The organism is Streptomyces sp. NPDC101227 (genome assembly GCF_044767545.1).
Classification (GTDB): domain Bacteria; phylum Actinomycetota; class Actinomycetes; order Streptomycetales; family Streptomycetaceae; genus Streptomyces.
The window spans coordinates 229,521-244,454 of record NZ_JBIWOD010000010.1 but is presented as its reverse complement, the minus strand read 5'-3'; the positions used below and the strand labels follow the sequence as shown (position 1 = coordinate 244,454).

General features: G+C 67.4%; 15 protein-coding genes and 5 pseudogenes. 7 read left to right on the top strand and 13 right to left on the bottom strand.

Features of this window, described 5'->3' with window-relative positions; translation table 11 throughout:
• Positions 1-38 precede the first annotated feature (38 nt).
• Positions 39-365 (top strand): hypothetical protein, encoded by a 327-nt coding sequence (locus ACIRPT_RS24555; protein ID WP_403830540.1) that lies wholly within the window; start codon positions 39-41, stop codon positions 363-365.
• A gap of 53 nt (positions 366-418) precedes the next feature.
• Here ACIRPT_RS24555 and ACIRPT_RS24550 read toward each other — a convergent pair.
• Positions 419-814: pseudogene (locus tag ACIRPT_RS24550) on the bottom strand (transposase); the annotation flags it as partial.
• Positions 808-993 (bottom strand): annotated as a pseudogene (locus ACIRPT_RS24545) (transposase); the annotation flags it as partial. The pseudogenes ACIRPT_RS24545 and ACIRPT_RS24550, both read right to left, overlap by 7 nt.
• Positions 994-1,242: 249 nt before the next feature.
• Between ACIRPT_RS24545 and ACIRPT_RS24540 the strand changes: the two are divergent.
• Positions 1,243-2,181, top strand: a complete 939-nt coding sequence (locus ACIRPT_RS24540) for a hypothetical protein (protein WP_403830538.1) — start codon at positions 1,243-1,245, stop codon at positions 2,179-2,181.
• 122 nt (positions 2,182-2,303) lie between these two features.
• Here ACIRPT_RS24540 and ACIRPT_RS24535 read toward each other — a convergent pair whose 3' ends face one another.
• Positions 2,304-2,591: a hypothetical protein gene (locus ACIRPT_RS24535; protein ID WP_403830623.1), complete on the bottom strand. Its 288-nt coding sequence runs from the start codon at positions 2,589-2,591 to the stop codon at positions 2,304-2,306.
• On the opposite strand from ACIRPT_RS24535, the pseudogene ACIRPT_RS24530 reads away from it, so the two are divergent.
• Positions 2,485-2,867: pseudogene (locus ACIRPT_RS24530) on the top strand (GNAT family N-acetyltransferase); the annotation flags it as partial. The gene ACIRPT_RS24535 and the pseudogene ACIRPT_RS24530 sit on opposite strands and share 107 nt — an antisense overlap.
• A 33-nt stretch (positions 2,868-2,900) precedes the next feature.
• Here ACIRPT_RS24530 and ACIRPT_RS24525 read toward each other — a convergent pair.
• Together ACIRPT_RS24525 and ACIRPT_RS24520 are read right to left on the bottom strand one after the other, a co-directional pair.
• Positions 2,901-3,527, bottom strand: a complete 627-nt coding sequence (locus ACIRPT_RS24525) for an NADPH-dependent F420 reductase (RefSeq protein WP_403830536.1) — start codon at positions 3,525-3,527, stop codon at positions 2,901-2,903.
• A 588-nt stretch (positions 3,528-4,115) separates the two neighbouring features.
• The gene (locus ACIRPT_RS24520; RefSeq protein WP_403830534.1) at positions 4,116-4,250 is read right to left on the bottom strand and encodes a hypothetical protein; all 135 of its coding nucleotides are present in this window, start codon (positions 4,248-4,250) and stop codon (positions 4,116-4,118) included.
• A 231-nt stretch (positions 4,251-4,481) separates the two neighbouring features.
• Between ACIRPT_RS24520 and ACIRPT_RS24515 the strand changes: the two genes are divergently transcribed.
• Positions 4,482-5,087 carry a DUF998 domain-containing protein gene (locus tag ACIRPT_RS24515; RefSeq protein ID WP_403830531.1) on the top strand — a complete coding sequence of 202 codons (606 nt, stop codon included), beginning with the start codon at positions 4,482-4,484 and terminating at the stop codon, positions 5,085-5,087.
• Positions 5,088-5,369: 282 nt separating this feature from the next.
• On the opposite strand, the pseudogene ACIRPT_RS24510 reads toward ACIRPT_RS24515, so the two are convergent.
• A pseudogene (locus ACIRPT_RS24510) lies at positions 5,370-5,516 on the bottom strand (aminoglycoside phosphotransferase); the annotation flags it as partial.
• Positions 5,517-5,530: 14 nt separating this feature from the next.
• Entirely contained in the window at positions 5,531-5,758 is a 228-nt protein-coding gene (locus ACIRPT_RS24505) for a DUF5133 domain-containing protein (RefSeq protein WP_403830529.1), read from the bottom strand.
• A 518-nt stretch (positions 5,759-6,276) separates the two neighbouring features.
• On the opposite strand from ACIRPT_RS24505, the gene ACIRPT_RS24500 reads away from it, so the two are divergent.
• Positions 6,277-7,014: a dienelactone hydrolase family protein gene (locus tag ACIRPT_RS24500; protein ID WP_403830527.1), complete on the top strand. Its 738-nt coding sequence runs from the start codon at positions 6,277-6,279 to the stop codon at positions 7,012-7,014.
• Here ACIRPT_RS24500 and ACIRPT_RS24495 read toward each other — a convergent pair.
• Together ACIRPT_RS24495 and ACIRPT_RS24490 are read right to left on the bottom strand one after the other, a co-directional pair.
• Entirely contained in the window at positions 6,995-7,399 is a 405-nt protein-coding gene (locus ACIRPT_RS24495) for a hypothetical protein (RefSeq protein ID WP_403830525.1), read from the bottom strand. The genes ACIRPT_RS24500 and ACIRPT_RS24495 overlap by 20 nt on opposite strands.
• Before the next feature lie 399 nt (positions 7,400-7,798).
• Positions 7,799-8,125, bottom strand: coding sequence for a plasmid stabilization protein (locus tag ACIRPT_RS24490; RefSeq protein WP_403830523.1), 327 nt, complete (start codon positions 8,123-8,125; stop codon positions 7,799-7,801).
• A 285-nt stretch (positions 8,126-8,410) separates the two neighbouring features.
• On the opposite strand from ACIRPT_RS24490, the pseudogene ACIRPT_RS24485 reads away from it, so the two are divergent.
• Positions 8,411-8,584 (top strand): annotated as a pseudogene (locus ACIRPT_RS24485) (VOC family protein); the annotation flags it as partial.
• 237 nt (positions 8,585-8,821) lie between these two features.
• Here the strand turns inward: ACIRPT_RS24485 and ACIRPT_RS24480 are convergent.
• From ACIRPT_RS24480 to ACIRPT_RS24465, 4 genes are all read right to left on the bottom strand, one after another.
• Complete coding sequence (locus ACIRPT_RS24480) at positions 8,822-9,439, bottom strand: hypothetical protein (RefSeq protein WP_403830521.1); 618 nt, start codon at positions 9,437-9,439, stop codon at positions 8,822-8,824.
• Between the two features lie 645 nt (positions 9,440-10,084).
• Positions 10,085-11,203, bottom strand: a complete 1,119-nt coding sequence (locus tag ACIRPT_RS24475; RefSeq protein WP_403830519.1) for an oxygenase MpaB family protein — start codon at positions 11,201-11,203, stop codon at positions 10,085-10,087.
• A gap of 624 nt (positions 11,204-11,827) precedes the next feature.
• Positions 11,828-12,481 carry a response regulator gene (locus tag ACIRPT_RS24470; protein ID WP_403830516.1) on the bottom strand — a complete coding sequence of 218 codons (654 nt, stop codon included), beginning with the start codon at positions 12,479-12,481 and terminating at the stop codon, positions 11,828-11,830.
• Positions 12,478-13,671, bottom strand: a complete 1,194-nt coding sequence (locus ACIRPT_RS24465) for a sensor histidine kinase (protein ID WP_403830513.1) — start codon at positions 13,669-13,671, stop codon at positions 12,478-12,480. Before ACIRPT_RS24465 ends, ACIRPT_RS24470 begins: the two co-directional genes overlap by 4 nt.
• Before the next feature lie 99 nt (positions 13,672-13,770).
• On the opposite strand from ACIRPT_RS24465, the gene ACIRPT_RS24460 reads away from it, so the two are divergent.
• Positions 13,771-14,766, top strand: a complete 996-nt coding sequence (locus tag ACIRPT_RS24460) for an SDR family NAD(P)-dependent oxidoreductase (RefSeq protein ID WP_403830511.1) — start codon at positions 13,771-13,773, stop codon at positions 14,764-14,766.
• Positions 14,767-14,934 lie beyond the last annotated feature (168 nt).

Sequence of the window (14,934 nt, the reverse complement as noted above, 5' to 3'; positions counted from 1 at the left end):
CGTCAGGCATCACGACCGTACGACCTCAAGGAACAAAGATGGTTGCCAGGAATTCCGAAATGCTCGATGTGTTGCTCAAAGTGGCGGCGGATCCGACCGTGTCATGGCGTGCCGTCGAACTCGCGGGGCGGGGAATCTCGGCCGATGCGGCCGGGACCCTGTGGACGCTGTCCGAGAAGAATCGCACCACGAGCGCGGAGGAACTCGCTGATCTCCTCATGGCACAGGCAGAGATTGTCGACGCGCTGACCGGCGCATGGCGTTCCTTCGGTAACGGTGAGCTCTCCAAGGAGCAATTCGAAAGCCGCCTGGAGGGCGCCGTCCATGGCCTTGAGGAGTGGCTCGCACGCGTCTCGGGAGCGTAGGCCCCTCTGGATGGCAGGGCCGACGATGGACGGGGAGAACCGTTTCCTTCGGATCACCTCGCCGACCAGACAAAGATGGCGGCGAGGTGGAGCCCGGCGAGGCAGATGGTGGCGGTCTTGTCGTAGCGAGTGGCCAGGCCGCGCCACTGCTTGAGCTTGTTGATGCACCGCTCGACGGTGTTGCACTGCTTGTAGGTCTCGCGGTCGAAGGCCGGCGGTCGGCCGCCGCGGCGACCGAGCCGCTTGCGGTTGGCGGCCTGTTCGGCGGGCTGTGGGATCACCGCCCGGATCCCGCGTCGTCGCAGATGACAGCGGATCGGTCGTGACGAATACGCCTTGTCTGCCAGGACCAGGTCCGGCCTGATTCTGGGTCGCCCAACCCGCCGGGGTACCCATAAGCGGGCCATGACCTGCTCGAATGCGGGTGCGTCACCGGCCTGGCCCGCCGATGGTCGGCCACCAGCGTGAGGTCCACCGGCGTGGTCACCGGCCCGCCCGCGCACAGCAACGCGTCGTTCAACTCGAACAACGTGTCCCCGCGCGCGGTCAGGCAGTCGAAGAAGTCACCCCGGAAACGTGACGACACAGCGAATGCTTCACCGGGAACAGGTTCAGGCAGCAGGCTCACCCTCACTGCCCTCGTCTTGATCAGTGAACCTTGTCCGGTGCACGTGATCAGGCGAATGCCGCCGCAGTGTCCGGAGTATGCCCAGCTGGGCAGCATAGTTCGAGGCACCTTTCGACACCGGATGTCCTGTGACACGTCCGCTGGACGGATTGCTGCTGGGGTGGGCTGGTCGAGGGCCGGTAAGGTAGCGCTCTTCGGGCGGCTCAGCCCCTGGAGTCCTAGAGGCGACTTCCTATGAACCTCCGCCCCATGACTGCTCGTTCCGATGCCGCGACACACCACGTGTGGCGGCTTCCCACTGCCGATGCCGGTCGGGGGTACCAAGCACTCTGGTGGAGTGTCGGTCCCGCCGGGGAACTTGCGGTCCTGTTGGTCCACCGGCGCTATCTTGCTCGCAATCGCTACCCCAAGGGGTGGATCGGATGGGGGCTGGAAGTTCCGTTCACTGGTGAATTGGTCACCATCACCGGCCGGGAGGAGCGGCGCACCCTGGTGAAGGACATTCGGATGCGGCCAGGCCACCTGGCCCTGCTCCCGGATTCCCGATTCCTGCTGGTGAGTGGCCGCACGTTCCGGAACGAGGCCGAGGGTCCCTGGCCGGCCAATGCTGTGGTGTTCTCCCCATCCGGGACACCTGAAGCCGAGTTCTGCGTCGGCGACGACATCCCCGCCCTGGTCACCGATGTCCACGGCGGCATCTGGACGGCTTACGGCGACGAAGGTATCTACGGCAGCCACCCCGAGTCGGGAGCGGGCCTCGCGGGCTGGAACACCCGAGGCCAGGCGGCTTGGACTCCCGACGGCCAGCTGCCCGACCACCCGCTGCAAGGCTGCACCGCCGCGACCGAGAACGAACGGGTATGGCTCGTGTGGTACTCCGGCAGCAGCAGAGGCGGCACCTTCCTGACACAGATCACCCCGTCCACCGGCGACGTGGTCAGCTACCCCAGTCCGGTCCGCGCCCCGGACGGATTCGCGGTTCGAGGCAACCAGGCAGTACTTACACGCCGGAACCACAACAAGCGGTCCGTCGAGCTCACACGTGCCGAACTCAACGGCACCACGTGGACAGTGACCAGCCGCCGCACGCTTCGCGTTCCCGGTCGAGTGGTCATGCGTTGCGGCCAAGGCCGCGACGGCTCCCTCTGGCTCCGCGCAGGCGACACTTGGCTGCGCATAGAAGCATGAAAACCCCCGACAACATCGCAGCCGGTCCAACTTCGACGGCCAGGCGGTCCAGGTTCGACGTCCCAGAACACCGCAGGTTAAAGAACGAGCTGAGCACCAGGACCAATACCGCACGCCGCTACTCAAATGATCGTCTGGGGGTTCGGGGCGGCCCACGAATGTTCTGACCTGCAGTGGAGCGACGTGTCTTCCTCGGGCTGTGCCTTCGCCACCACCGCCCGCACGACGATGGCGACCACGGCGAGCAACACGACGATGACCGCGAGAGCGGCGAGCAGAACAGAGAACGGAGCCGACTCACCGTTCCTCATCGCGTACCACGGCGAAAAGCCCGTAGCGTGCGGCAGCTGGCGCGCCCAGGAGACGAATGATGAGGGATACACGAATGGCGACGCCGAAATCAAGCGCATGTACGTGGTCCCCGAAGCCCGGGGACAGAGGCTCCCACGCCGCGTTTTGCAGGCGCTGGAGGACAGCACCCGGGCCGCCGGGCGGATCCGCATGGTGCTCGAGACCGGTAGGCCTCTGCCGGAAGCCATGGCCTTGTACGTCGCCAGCGGGTACGAACGGCGAAATTCGTCCCGTATCGGGGCTATCCTGACAGCCGGTGCTTCGCCAAACTGCTCATAACAACTCGGGCAGCAGCGGCCGGACGAATTCTCCCTTCTGCGCCGGACAGTTCATGACGATGCAATCCCCCACCCCATAGACGGACGGCTCTAGGCAGAGAGGTGGGGGACCACGTTGATGTTGAACATGTGGGACCCCAGCCCGTTAGCGATGCCAATGAAGAGCAGGGCGAAGTGCTCCTGACCGCGTGCGGTGGTGATGCCGCCGATGTCCAGCTGGGACGATGAGGGCCAGCCGCGGTCGATAAGCAGGCGGCTGGTGGTGCGTTTGGCTTCGGCGTCATCCTCGGAGAGGAAGACGGTGCTCGGGCCACCCAGACCATCCGGCGCGCTCATCACGGCGGAGTCCATGGTGCACAGCGTCTTGACCACAGGGGTCAAGGGGAAGGCTTCCTGAATCTGTTCGGCCAGACTGCTGTTGGGATGCGAAAGCTCGGTGAAGTCGTCGGAGAGGCCCACCCCGACATCGATCAGCAGGGTGCCGGCCAACGCAGGTGCCCCGATGGAGCGCAGCAACTCCACAGAGACGGTCCCCGGAGTGGCATTGACCAGTACCTCCGCGTGGGCTGCTGTCTCGCTCAGGCCCGCCACGGGAAGGCCTAGGTCTGTACGCTCCTTGGGGAGGCGCGAACCGAGGAGCACGTCGTGTCCTGCAGCGCTCCAGCCGTGGGCCAGCGCTCGGGCAACGTTGCCGGTGCCAAGTAGTCCTATTCGCATGGTGTGACGCCAAGCTTTGTCAGGGCTTGGAGAATCGGGCTACGGGCTTAGGTGAGACTGGTACGTAAGGCGTAGTTCTGTCGTCGCTCGCCTCCGGGCCCTTCTCCTCCAGCACCTTAGTGAGCGTTGAGTCCTCTTTTGCCGAACCGAATGCGGGAGCCTCGACGGTCGCAGCCTCGACCTGCCCGGTGATGCGACCGGGAGCGCAGCATCAAGCCAGGGCGCGCATCGACCACGGCCAGTCCGGTGAACGCGGCGTCATTTGCGGTCAAGCAGACGAAGTCTCTCCAGGAACTCCGGCACGCCGTCGACCGCCTTGTACGGCGTGAACGCGGGGCCAGGTCGCGGACCAGGGTGACGCAGCGGTCCGCGCCGATGCGAGTGGCGACATCGAATGATTCGGTACTTACGGCGAGAGCCTGCTCAACCTCGCGGGCCTGGAGAAGGCTGCGCGCCTCGTACGTACGGAACACGCCACGAGTCTTATCCGATGCGGTCGGTGTAGGCGCGGAGCATCGCGCCGGCTTTCTGGTTCCGATGCTTGTTCACCGGCCGGACGGAGCGGTCCCACTTCTTGCTGGCGGCGCCTCAGAGAGTGGCGGCGAACGGACACTCGTCGCAGCCTTCACCCTGCTTGGGCGGGGTGGGCAAGCTGGTCTTGTCGTAGAGGTCCTTGTACCGGCCGCGGTGGTAGCAGGCACCTTCCTTGCGTAGGTGGCGCATGCCTGACCTGCGTGTCTTCCGCGGCTCTTGAGGGTTAACACGGGGGCACCGGCGGCCACGCCACCTGTGTTGACGGTGAAGGAGATTCGTGCGAACAGATCGAGGAACGGCGTGATCGGGTCGCAAAGAGACAGGACGACTGACGCTGAAGGGAACGTGAACCCAACAGGGGCAGTAGCGAGGTCCCACGGCAGGAGCCCTTGGACGACGTGGCCGGCCATCCTCTTGGCGATGGGCTCGTTGCTCTACAACGGCTGGCTCCTTCAATTCCTGCTGCCGACCGGGCTGGATCCGCGCCACTCCTACGTGAGCGAGCTCTACGCCGCCGACCAGCCCTTCCGGCCGGTATTCGCCGGCATCGAAAGCCTCTGCGCGCTCCTGGTCGTCGTGGGCGCATTGCTGGCCTGTCAGGCGGCAGCGGGGGGCTGGGCCCGGGCATGCTGGGGAGCGCTGATGTGCTTTGGCCTGTCCTCTTTGGCCGATGTCGGCCTGCCCATGAGGTGCGCCCCGTCGGTGGAGTTGCAGTGCGAGGCGGTGCATCCGTGGCACACCGGCACCAGTGCGTTGGCCCACTTCTTTGTCTTCGCCTCGATGGTGCTTTTCATCCGGGTCTCTGTCGTGCCCCGGATGCCGCTGATCCAGCGCTGGGGCCCCCGGGTGCTCGCACTGGCTTTGCCAGCATCCGTATGCACGGTGGGTCCGCTGTTCGGGCGGCCCGGCTGGCACGGCGTTCCACAGAGGTTGCATGTGATGTTGGTGGGCGTGTGGTTGGCCCTGCTGGCGGCTGAGCTGGCCGGACTGGCGCGTCGGCCGCGCACCGTGCACAGCCCGCCCTAGAGGTCATCGCCGGCCACCTCCCGGACAGCGAGGAAGGCCCTGTGAGCGCCGCAGGGCCTTCCTCGAACCCAGTGAGCCCGATGGAGCGGAGTTGGCGAGCTTGGCCCGCAACCTCTCCAGAGCCGACCGGATCACCCGTTCCTGCTCCGGAGGCCCTGGCTTCATGGGGTTCTGCCACAGATCACGGGGAGTGGTCACGGCGGGTGATGTCGCTGTTCGAATTGAGGTAGGGCGTGGGCAATGGCGGTTCGCGGCCCTGCCTGCGCCCTGGACCGGCTTGGCTCAGCCCAGCGCCTCCATCACGGCGGTGACGTAGGCATCCAGCCGCTCCTCCACGGCTCGTGTCGTCAGCTCTGTCCTCCCTGCCTCCCGCCATGGCTGCGCCGCCCACTGCACTTCTTCTGAGCACGCCCGCCCGTCCCGCACCTGCCGGGCGATGAGGCTCAGACGGTGAGCGAGGAGTCGTCCTTTACCCGGGCGCCCGGCAGGTGGTGCTCAGCGGCGATCAACGCAGCATCCACATCGGATGTCCCGGTGGAGACGCAGAGTGTGTACGCGAGGTCATCCATCCGCTGACGCATCTCGTCACCGACCTGGCCTGCCGACAGCAACTCCAGTGCCCGGTACTCCTGCGTGAGGCCCTGCAGAATCGCGGGATGGGCCATCAACATGTGGTCTCCTTCCGCCACGTAGGGATCTTGACTGCGAATGCCCGCCCCCGGCCGTCTTATGCATGTTCTCCGCCCCTGCGTGAGGAGCACCGTGACCAACGGGAGGACGGGTCGAGGATCTTTTCTCGGGGTTCGAAGGTGCGCCTTCGGGCAGCGAACGCCGCAGAGAGATCCTGGACAGCGTCACGATCGAGCTGGTGCGGCACTCCGTCGCCGAGGAGCAATACCGACGGCGCCCCAGCGCACCCCGCCATCACGGCCTCGCCCGAAACAGCCGTGATGCGGTCCCGAGGAGCTCTGCGTTGTGTCCCGACTCCTTGGCATCCGGCCACGGGCCTCGCGCAAAAACCCGTTGGCCGACCATCGCGACCACTGCTACGTTTCCGGAAGCCGTGCGAGAGATTGAGGAGGTGGTACCCGTGTACACAGAATCGACGTGGGTGCTCCCCTCCGGGGTCACGGTCGGGCGGTAGGTCGTCCGGGAGCGCCGTTCCAGCGCACTCCCGAAAGGCACGACCATGCAATTCACTACTGAGCAACGCCTCGACGACGGCGTCCTCGAGCGCGAATTCACCCTCGGCGAGATCCCCGGCATTCTGTGGACGCCGGCGTCCGCATCCCTGTCCGCACCGGTGCCGCTGATCCTGCTCGGCCACCCCGGAGGACTGCACAAGATGTACCCCCGGCTGGCGGGACGGGCCCGGCACTCTGCGGCGGAGGGCTTCGCCACGGCCACCCTCGAGCTCCCCGGGAGCGGTGACCGGCCCCGTTGGGACGGCGTCGAGCAGGCCCGCGCCGACGTGCGCCGGGCCATGGAGACCGGCGAGCCGGTCGGCGAAGAGATCATCGACGCCCTCATCCTCCCGCTCGTCGAAAAGTCGGTCCCGGAATGGCAGGCCGCCTTGGACGCCCTCCTGTCGCTGCCAGAGATCGGTGGCCCTGTCGGGTACTCGGGGGGAGTGATCTCCATCGGCGTTCGCCTTGCCGTGGTCGAGCCACGCATCGCGGCGGCCGGCTTGTTCGCCGGGAGCTTCGTGCCTCGCGCCATGTTCGAGGAGGCCCGCCAGGTCACCATTCCGCTGCATGTCCTGCTGCAGTGGGACGACGAAGGCAACGACCGGCAGGCGGCCTTGGACTTGTTCGACGCCTTCGGCTCCAAGGAAAAGTCCCTGCACGCCAATATGGGAGGGCACACCGGCGTCCCGCAGTTCGCAGGGGACGCCGCGGCCCAGTTCTTCACCCGGCATCTGAAATAAAGCCGGGCCGTCGGGCGACCAGCAGACGGTAAGTCGCGCTGACCAGGATGCTGCCCGTCGAGGGAGAGTCCTGGCAATCGCCTGCTGCTGGTGCTGTGGGCCCCTGCCCGATCGGCAGGGGCCCACGCTGCCCGAAGCCATGAACAGTTCGATTGACAACTGCTTTGAGCGCCGCCCAACCTCGCGCCCAGGTGCTGTCGGTTCTCGTGAACAAAGCCACCCCGTCGTCTTCGGGCTCTTCGTGGCCGGCCTCCGCTGCCTGCGCCCTCAGGAAATGTTCGCTCTCCCAGGTCAGGACGCGCCCGATCTGGAAGAAGCTCAGGCCCGTCCTATCGCCCAGCTCGTCCTCGTCGAGGTCCGGCTGTGTGCGCAGGGCCCGGGCCATCCTCCCCGCCCAGAGCTCTTCCCTGACGAACGGCCGACGGCGGTAATGCTCCTGGAACTCGACGAGGTGACCGAGGCTGCCACCAGAAGCCGCTCACCGTCCTGGTCCGGATCGAAGGGGTGGATACACGAGGAGTCACGGGCCAGGCGGAAGACCTGCGAGTCCGGCGGGACGGCAGCGCCACACAGGGCGCACGGTCCGGGATCCGGCGTGGCCGCCGGCTCGTCCCCGTCGCGCATACCGCGCTCTCCTCGCTGCGTCAGACGACAGACTGAAGGCCACCCCCGCGGCCGCCGGGGGCATGCAGGGGTGGCCTCGCGCGAAGCGCCGACGGGATAACGCAGCCCACGCCCGCAGGGTTCCGGCGCACCTCGGCAGCCCCCGTGCGAGGTGGGCCCGTCAGCGGCCGAGGGCCTTGCACAGCTCGTCCTTGTTCATATTGGAACGGCCGTCGATGTTCTTCTTCTTGGCCTCTTCGTACAGCTGGTCCCTGGTGGGGCCCCCGGGCCCGCGGTGGGAGCGCTCGCCACCGCGCTGGGAGGCGGACTTCTGGTCCCGGATGGAGGTCTTGCTCGCCTGCTTCGCTTCGCCCGAGCGGGCGCGTTCCTTGCTCACGGTGCGCGCGGCGATCTCCTTCGCGCGTCGCTCGGAGGAGCCGTGTTCCTTGGCGTTTTCCTTGATGTGTTCGTACTGCCGTTCACGCTTCTTGCTCGACCCCGCAGGCACGATGCGCCTCCCAAAACCTGGCCGGATTCCTGGTGTCTGGTCGCGCCTGGCGACAGGGGGACGTTCCTCGTCGGTCGCCAGGCGCGCATCTCCACTTCACGCCCCACCGACCGCCCGCGCCACCGGAGGCACCCCAGCCCGCAGGCCGCATTCGACTCAGCACACTAGCTAGCTGGGTTCTGTCGCTCCGATCTTGGATATCGCGGGCCGGGTTAGCGGGTGGCCGCCTCTGGCGTGTGCATGGTGAAGGTCCATCGATTGCCCCGGAGTGCCAGGCCCCTGCAGATGGAGTTGACCGCGATAACACTCGACTGCCCTGCTCCGCTGGCGCTGGCGACGTTCTATCAGCAAGCGACCGGCCTCGAACCCCACCCAAAATCAGATGCTGACTTCGCCGGTCTCAGCCGTGAGAACGGACTCTTCACCGGCTTTCGACGGGTCGACGACTACCGAGCTCCCGGCCGACTGCGCGCGGCAGCCGTCTGTCGCCCGCCCGCTTGACCGGCGCACGTCATGCACGTCAGGTCAGGTCAGGTCAGGTCAGGTCAGGTCAGGTCAGGTCAGGTCAGGTCAGGTCAGCAGGAGCAAACTGCAAGACCGCTAGCTGGGACGTTGGCCAGCGACCGACCCGACGATCCAGATCCTGAGCCGGATGCGCTCGGATCGGGTGATGCCCCGACCGACACCAGCGCCGCGCTATTCGCTCAGCCCTACGACGCCCCAGCCCCGCCGGGCAGCTTCGGTGAGGACACGCCCCCAGTCCTCCAGCAGGTCGTTGAACCCGTCGAAGTCGTGGATCCAACCCTTGGGAACGGCGGAATGCTCGATGAAAGCCCCACGCAACTCGCAGAGCCGGGGCCGTACCTCCTCCCATGTCGCGACCAGTTCCCGAACGCTGCCCGGCGAACGAGCGACCATCAGGCCGTAGGAGACTTTGGGGTCGTCACAGAAGAAGCCCGGATCCGTGTGCTGCGCCTCACCGTCCAGACCGTCCCAGATCAGCCCAGTGAGAAATGTGTCCAACCGGGTCCGCACCAGCGGATCGGCATGGTCCCGGAGGGACTCCCACCGCTCCCCGGCCCAGAAGTGCGCCTTGAACGAGCCGCAGGTGCGCCGGAACTCGTAGATGGCGAAGAAGCCACCACCGGGCCCCCGCGGCCATTCCCAGTCGCCTTCCACCACCGCCGCCCTGTGGCCCCAAAGCCCGGACTCGTCGTCATACCAGGCATCCCTCAAACGCTCCAGCCGCTCCCGAGACGGCACCTCCCCCAGCCATGACCAGTCAACGATCATCACAGTGATATCCAGCCCCATGGAGGCGAGGTTACTGATCGCCCGTTCACGACGGCGCTGTCGCTGTAGCTCACGGGCTTCCTTCCGTCTCGTACGGGGTCGATGGGCACGGTCAGCGTCGATGACGGGCTTGTCGAGGTCTCGGCGGGCGAGAGTGACGTCCAGGCCGCGGTCGACGTACTCCTTTGGCGAGGACCTGGTCCGGAACTCGGCGGTTGGCCGGCCGCAGAGGGTTCCGGGCCCGGCAGGTGTCGAGGTTGGGCAGGAGGCCGAGGGCGACGACGGGGCGACCGTGCCCAGACGCTGGCCCGCAGCAGCGCCAGCGCGACATCAGCCGGGAACTTCTTGCCGTCCACTCCTTCCGTCTCCGCTTGCAGCAACATCAGGTCACGCTGCAACAGGCCGGTCGTACCGCGGCGCAGTGTGGTGCGGCCGCAGGAGCCGGGCGAGGACACCGACCCGCTCAGTTCCGGTTCGGCTCGGTGGTCCCTGCGACAGGCGTGGTGTGCCGGCTGTGCTCGGCGGCTCGCACGGGGACGATCGCAGTGGTGCGCGCCGCCGCCTTGTAGTCTCCATCGCCGCCACCGGCCCTGGTGCAACGAATCGCCGCTGCGCACTGTCCGGTCCCGGGCGCCATACCGTTCAGCCCGGTCAGTGTGCTGCGGGTCAGGACGGTTGGGGCTCGGTCAGTCCGGTGGGAACTTGCCACTCGTAGCGGCGCCCCTTGTTGGTCAGTCGCAGGCCGTTCTTGAAGACGACCAGGCCCAGCTCGCTCGCCGCCCTCGCCACGAAGGGAGCCGTGTCACCCGTCTTCCCGTAGCCGAAGTTCATAACGGAGCCGGCCTGGAGCGCCGCCTTGGTGAGGTCTGCCGGCGGGACGTTGACGATGTCGGCGGCCCGGTCACCGATCAGGTGCCGGATCAAAGTCGGCCCGGCTCCGGCGAAGGCCGGTCCGGGCAGGACCTCCCGGATGAAGTCGAGTACGGCCTTGGTCAGGGCGATGCCTGCCTGAGAGGACTTCTGCTGGCGTCGGAGGATGGTGTCGAAGAGTTCCGCGCCGTCGTCGAAGGCGGTGGGGTTGAGCCGGTCGTCGACGCCCAGGACGTGCCCGACGACCCGCCAGACATGGAAGAAGGCGTCACGGTCCTCACTTGGCAGGTCGACGCCCAGTCGCCGGAGCCCGCGCGGGATAACGACGGAGAAGCTCATCAGTGTCCCGGCCAGGTCCTCCTGATTGACCGGCAGGCCCCAGGCCCCGTCCCAGTCGTCCTGGCGGCCGACGTGGTAGCGCATGGTGGCGTGCAGCAGGCGGATCTTCTGTGCCGAGCGGAGCCCGCGCCCTCGAGATTCCAACCCCCCGTCGTCAAGGACGTCGACCACGAACTGCGAGGTTTCCAGCAGCCTCCGGTAGACCCCCGAGGTCAGGCGCTGGGAACGTGCGAGCACCTGCGCCCCGTCACCACACCCGTAGCACAGCGGGAGGGAGGCGCACAGCAGCGTCGAGACGACCAACGCCTCGTAGCGGCCCAGCAAGGCGCGACCGCGCTCGATCAGCTCCCGGTCCGCCCATTCGGGCAGCACGGAGCTTTGCTCGAAGTACCGCTGGAGCTGGGACGGCAGGCCGACGGGCATCGCGTCGCTGTTCTTGCCGAACCCGAGCAGCGCCTGCCGCACCTCTTCTTGCCTTCCCAGCTCGTAGGTCTCGGCGATCGCGGCGTCGCCCACCGCATCACCGGCCCTCCGCATCCCATCCAGCACCTCGTCCGTCCACACACCAGCTGGCATATCACCCTCCGAGGAGCAGGTCATTGAGATACGCCCACTCCTACCAGCCCGAACGGAGGTCGCACGGGAATGTCACCCATACGGGAAGGCGACTGGACGCCGCCCCTACAAGCCAGCAGCGCCAGGTGTCTCGGTGCTGCCTACCTCGATTGGCGCGCTGCAGAGCTGATCCGGCACCGCAATCGGCTCACCCGTCTGCGGGCTTCGCTCCCAGGCAGGGTTGCCGCCACGCGCTCGGAGGGAGCCGTGCCGGGTGTGTGGGGAGCCGGTGTCGGCCCGGACACACTGGAAACATCGCGATTGGCATGTGTGCTCACCACGCTGCAATCTGACGATCAACCGGCGGCTGAACCGGCGCATGGAGCGTGGTGAGATGACCTGGCCGCCCACGTTCTCCCCAATCCTCAACCGGACCGGCCCGCACGGGCGTTCCGTACGTTGGCGGCCGGCTCTCCCTTCCCCTGTGAGGTCCGCGGTTACTCACCCAAGCCGGGCGACATGGTGGAGCGGCACGGTTCCGTGGTCACCGTCCACCGAGCCGTCGACCTGCCGGATCACGTCATCCTCTGGCAGGTGAAACCGCATGCGGGCAGCAGCTGGCGGCTGGCAGCTCAGAAAGGCGGGTCAGTCCGGAGTGATGCCGGTAAGGACGGCGAGAACGGCGAGACGGATGCGGTTGTCCCGGCCCGTCTTCGCCATCAGGTTCGCCACGTGCGTCTTCACCGTGGTGACGCCGAGATGCAGCCGGTCGGCGATCTCTTTGTTGGACAGGCCCACGCCGAGCAGTCCGAGTACTTCCCGCTCGCGTGGGGTGATGGCTGGCACCGGGAGGTCCGTAGGGGTGTCGGCGGAGGAACGGGTGTGGAGCGCCTGGGCGACGAGGCGGTCAAGGATGTCCCGGCTGAAGGGGGTCTCTCCGTTGGCGGCCCGGCGTACGGCCTCCAGGAGTTTGGTTGGTGGGGTGTCCTTGACGAGAAAGCCGCAGGCTCCGGCCGCGAGCGCCGGAAACAGATGGTCGTCGTCGTCGAATGTGGTGAGGGCGACGACCCGGGTGGCGGGGCGCGTGGCCAGGATGCGGCGGGTGGCCGTGATGCCGTCGATGCCGGGCATTCTCAGGTCCATGAGGATGACGTCGGGGGTGAGGCGTTCGGCCAGTCGTACCGCCTCCGCGCCGTTGTCCGCCTCGCCCTGGATCTCGATGTCCTGCGCCTGCTCGAAGAGCATGCGCAGTCCCATGCGGACAAGCTGCTGGTCGTCGACGATGAGGATACGGATCACAGCTGGGGCTCCATGTCGGTTACGAAGGCGGGCAGTTCGGCTGTGAGCCGCCAGCCCTGAGCTGCGGGGCCCGCGTCCAGCCGGCCGCCGAGTAGGTCCACCCGTTCGCGCATGCCGATCAGGCCGTGTCCGGAAGGGCCCGGGTCTGGTGGCCGGGCCCGTCCGGCCCCGTCATCGTGGATCGTCACGTGGACGGCGTCATCGGCCACCCGCACGGCCAGCTCGGCGTGTGTGCCGGGCCCGCTGTGCTTGGCCGCGTTGGCCAGGCCCTCCTGGACCAGGCGGAGGACCGCGAGGCCGCGTACCGCGTCCAGCCGCGCGACACGGGGATCCACGGAAGCGACTACGGCCAGGCCGGTCTGGCGGCTGTGTTCCACCATCGACTCCAGTGCCGCCGGCAGTGCCCCGGGCGTGACCAGGGCACCGGTGTCGGGACCGGTCCGGTCCGGGGCACGCAGTACAGCCACCAGGCGCCGTAGATCGGTCAGTGCCGCGCTGGCACTGGAATGCAGGTCGTCGAGGACATCGGTGATGCGGGGGTCGGTGGTGCTGGTGGCGACGATGACATGCCGGGCGACACCGACACGCAGCACCATGGAGGAGACGTGGTGGGCCACGAGGTCGTGCAACTCGCGTGCGATGGTGGTGCGCTCCGCTGCGCGGGCGGCCAGCAGCTTTTGTTCGGCGCGGAGTTCCTGCTGTTGCGCATGTTGACGGGCGTGCACCGCGGCGTCGCGGGTCACGCGTACGTACGCGCCCAGGAGCAGTGGCAGGCCTGCAACGATGCCCATCTTGTAGAGGACCGGGAGGAGTGCGCCGGGCAGGTCCTCAAGGCGGTTCACGGCGACGGCAAGCGCCAGTGCCGTCGTCCCAGCGGCCAGGCGGCGCCCGGAGTGCCGAACCGCCAGCTCGAAGAGGGTTACGGCGGCCAGCACCTTCAATGAAGAAGTGGTGCTCACGCCCAGGGCGTGTGCGGCAACGAGCAGGACCGACTGCGCCAGGAGCGCGCCGAACGCCCACTTACCCGCGGCCAGACACAGCACGAGCCCGGCTGCGGCAAAGCCCCAGTCTCCTGCCCCGGACGGTCGTCGCAGCAGCAGGAAATCTCCGATCAGGGCGCCGGCGAGCGCCAGGACCCGTATGACGGCGAATCCCCTGTCGAACGCAAGCTCGATCCAAGGTCGGTTCACGCGGCCCACGATAGGCGGACGCCCGTGCGCCTGGGGTCCTGCCATGGGAGGAGGGCAACTCCTTCTACCGGCCGCGATGTCCGGCCCGAGGATGGAGCCGTGTGCCCGGAACTGGCTGCGAGTGTGATCGTCATGGATACGCATGCGAACACGGACACGAGTACCCACGCGAGCGCGAAATCCGGGGCCACCGGGCGGCGGTCCCTCCTCGGTGGTGCTGCGGCGCTGGGCCTGGCGAGCGCGGCCTTCGGCACCGGCGCCCATGCGGTCGGCGCCCAGTCCCTCTCCCATACAAAGGCCGGCCGCTTCCAGGGAAAGTCGGTGCTCATCACGGGGGCCACCTCGGGTATCGGCAGGGCAGCGGCGAAGGCGTTCGCCAGGGAGGGTGCCCATGTCGGATTCTGCGGCAGGCGGGCGGAGTTGGGGCGCCAGGTGGAACGGGAGATTCGGGACGCGGGCGGCGAAGCCACGTACATCCAGGCTGATGTACGCGTGAGCGCTCAGGTGCGCAGCTTCGTGGACCGGGTCGCGAGCCGTTACGGCGGTATCGACGTGGCCTTCAACAACGCCGGCATCGGCAGCGGCAAACTACCCCATGAGATGACCGTCGAGGAGTGGGATGACGTCCAGGCCACCAATGCCCGGGGAGTGTTCCTGGCGATCAAGTACCAGATTCCGCACATGCTCAAGGCGCGGCGCGGCGTCATCATCTGTACCTCGTCGTCAGCGGTCGAGCAGGCTCGGCCGAACGGCGCCGCATACACGGCAAGCAAGCGGGCGGTGCAGGGCATTGTGAAGTCCGCAGCGCTCGCGTACGGGCCCAAGGGAATCAGGCTCAATGCGCTGCTGCCCGGCACCACCGACACCGCCTTCGTCCGCCCTCCGGGAATCCCGGACGCGGATTGGGCAACGTACAAGCAGGCATGGGGGCCGCTCAACGTCGACGGACTCGAACGGATGGCCGATGCTGAGGAGATCGCGCGCGCAGTGCTCGGGCTCGCGTCCGATGACTTCCCCTATATGACGGGTGCGTCGGTCACCGTGGACGGGGGGAGCACCGCGGGCCGGAAAATGATCCAGCCGAGCGGTACCTGACTCCTGATGCCTGCGCCGCCGGTCGTCGTTGAGGTGCCCGGGTATGGCCTTGTCGATGGCCTTGTCAGCGACCGGCGGCCGCTGTGGCACGGCTGTGGTCTTGCCCCGGCCCGGGTCGCCGAACGCACGCACCGCGCCCGCCGTCGCCGTCGCCATCGCCTGCCCACG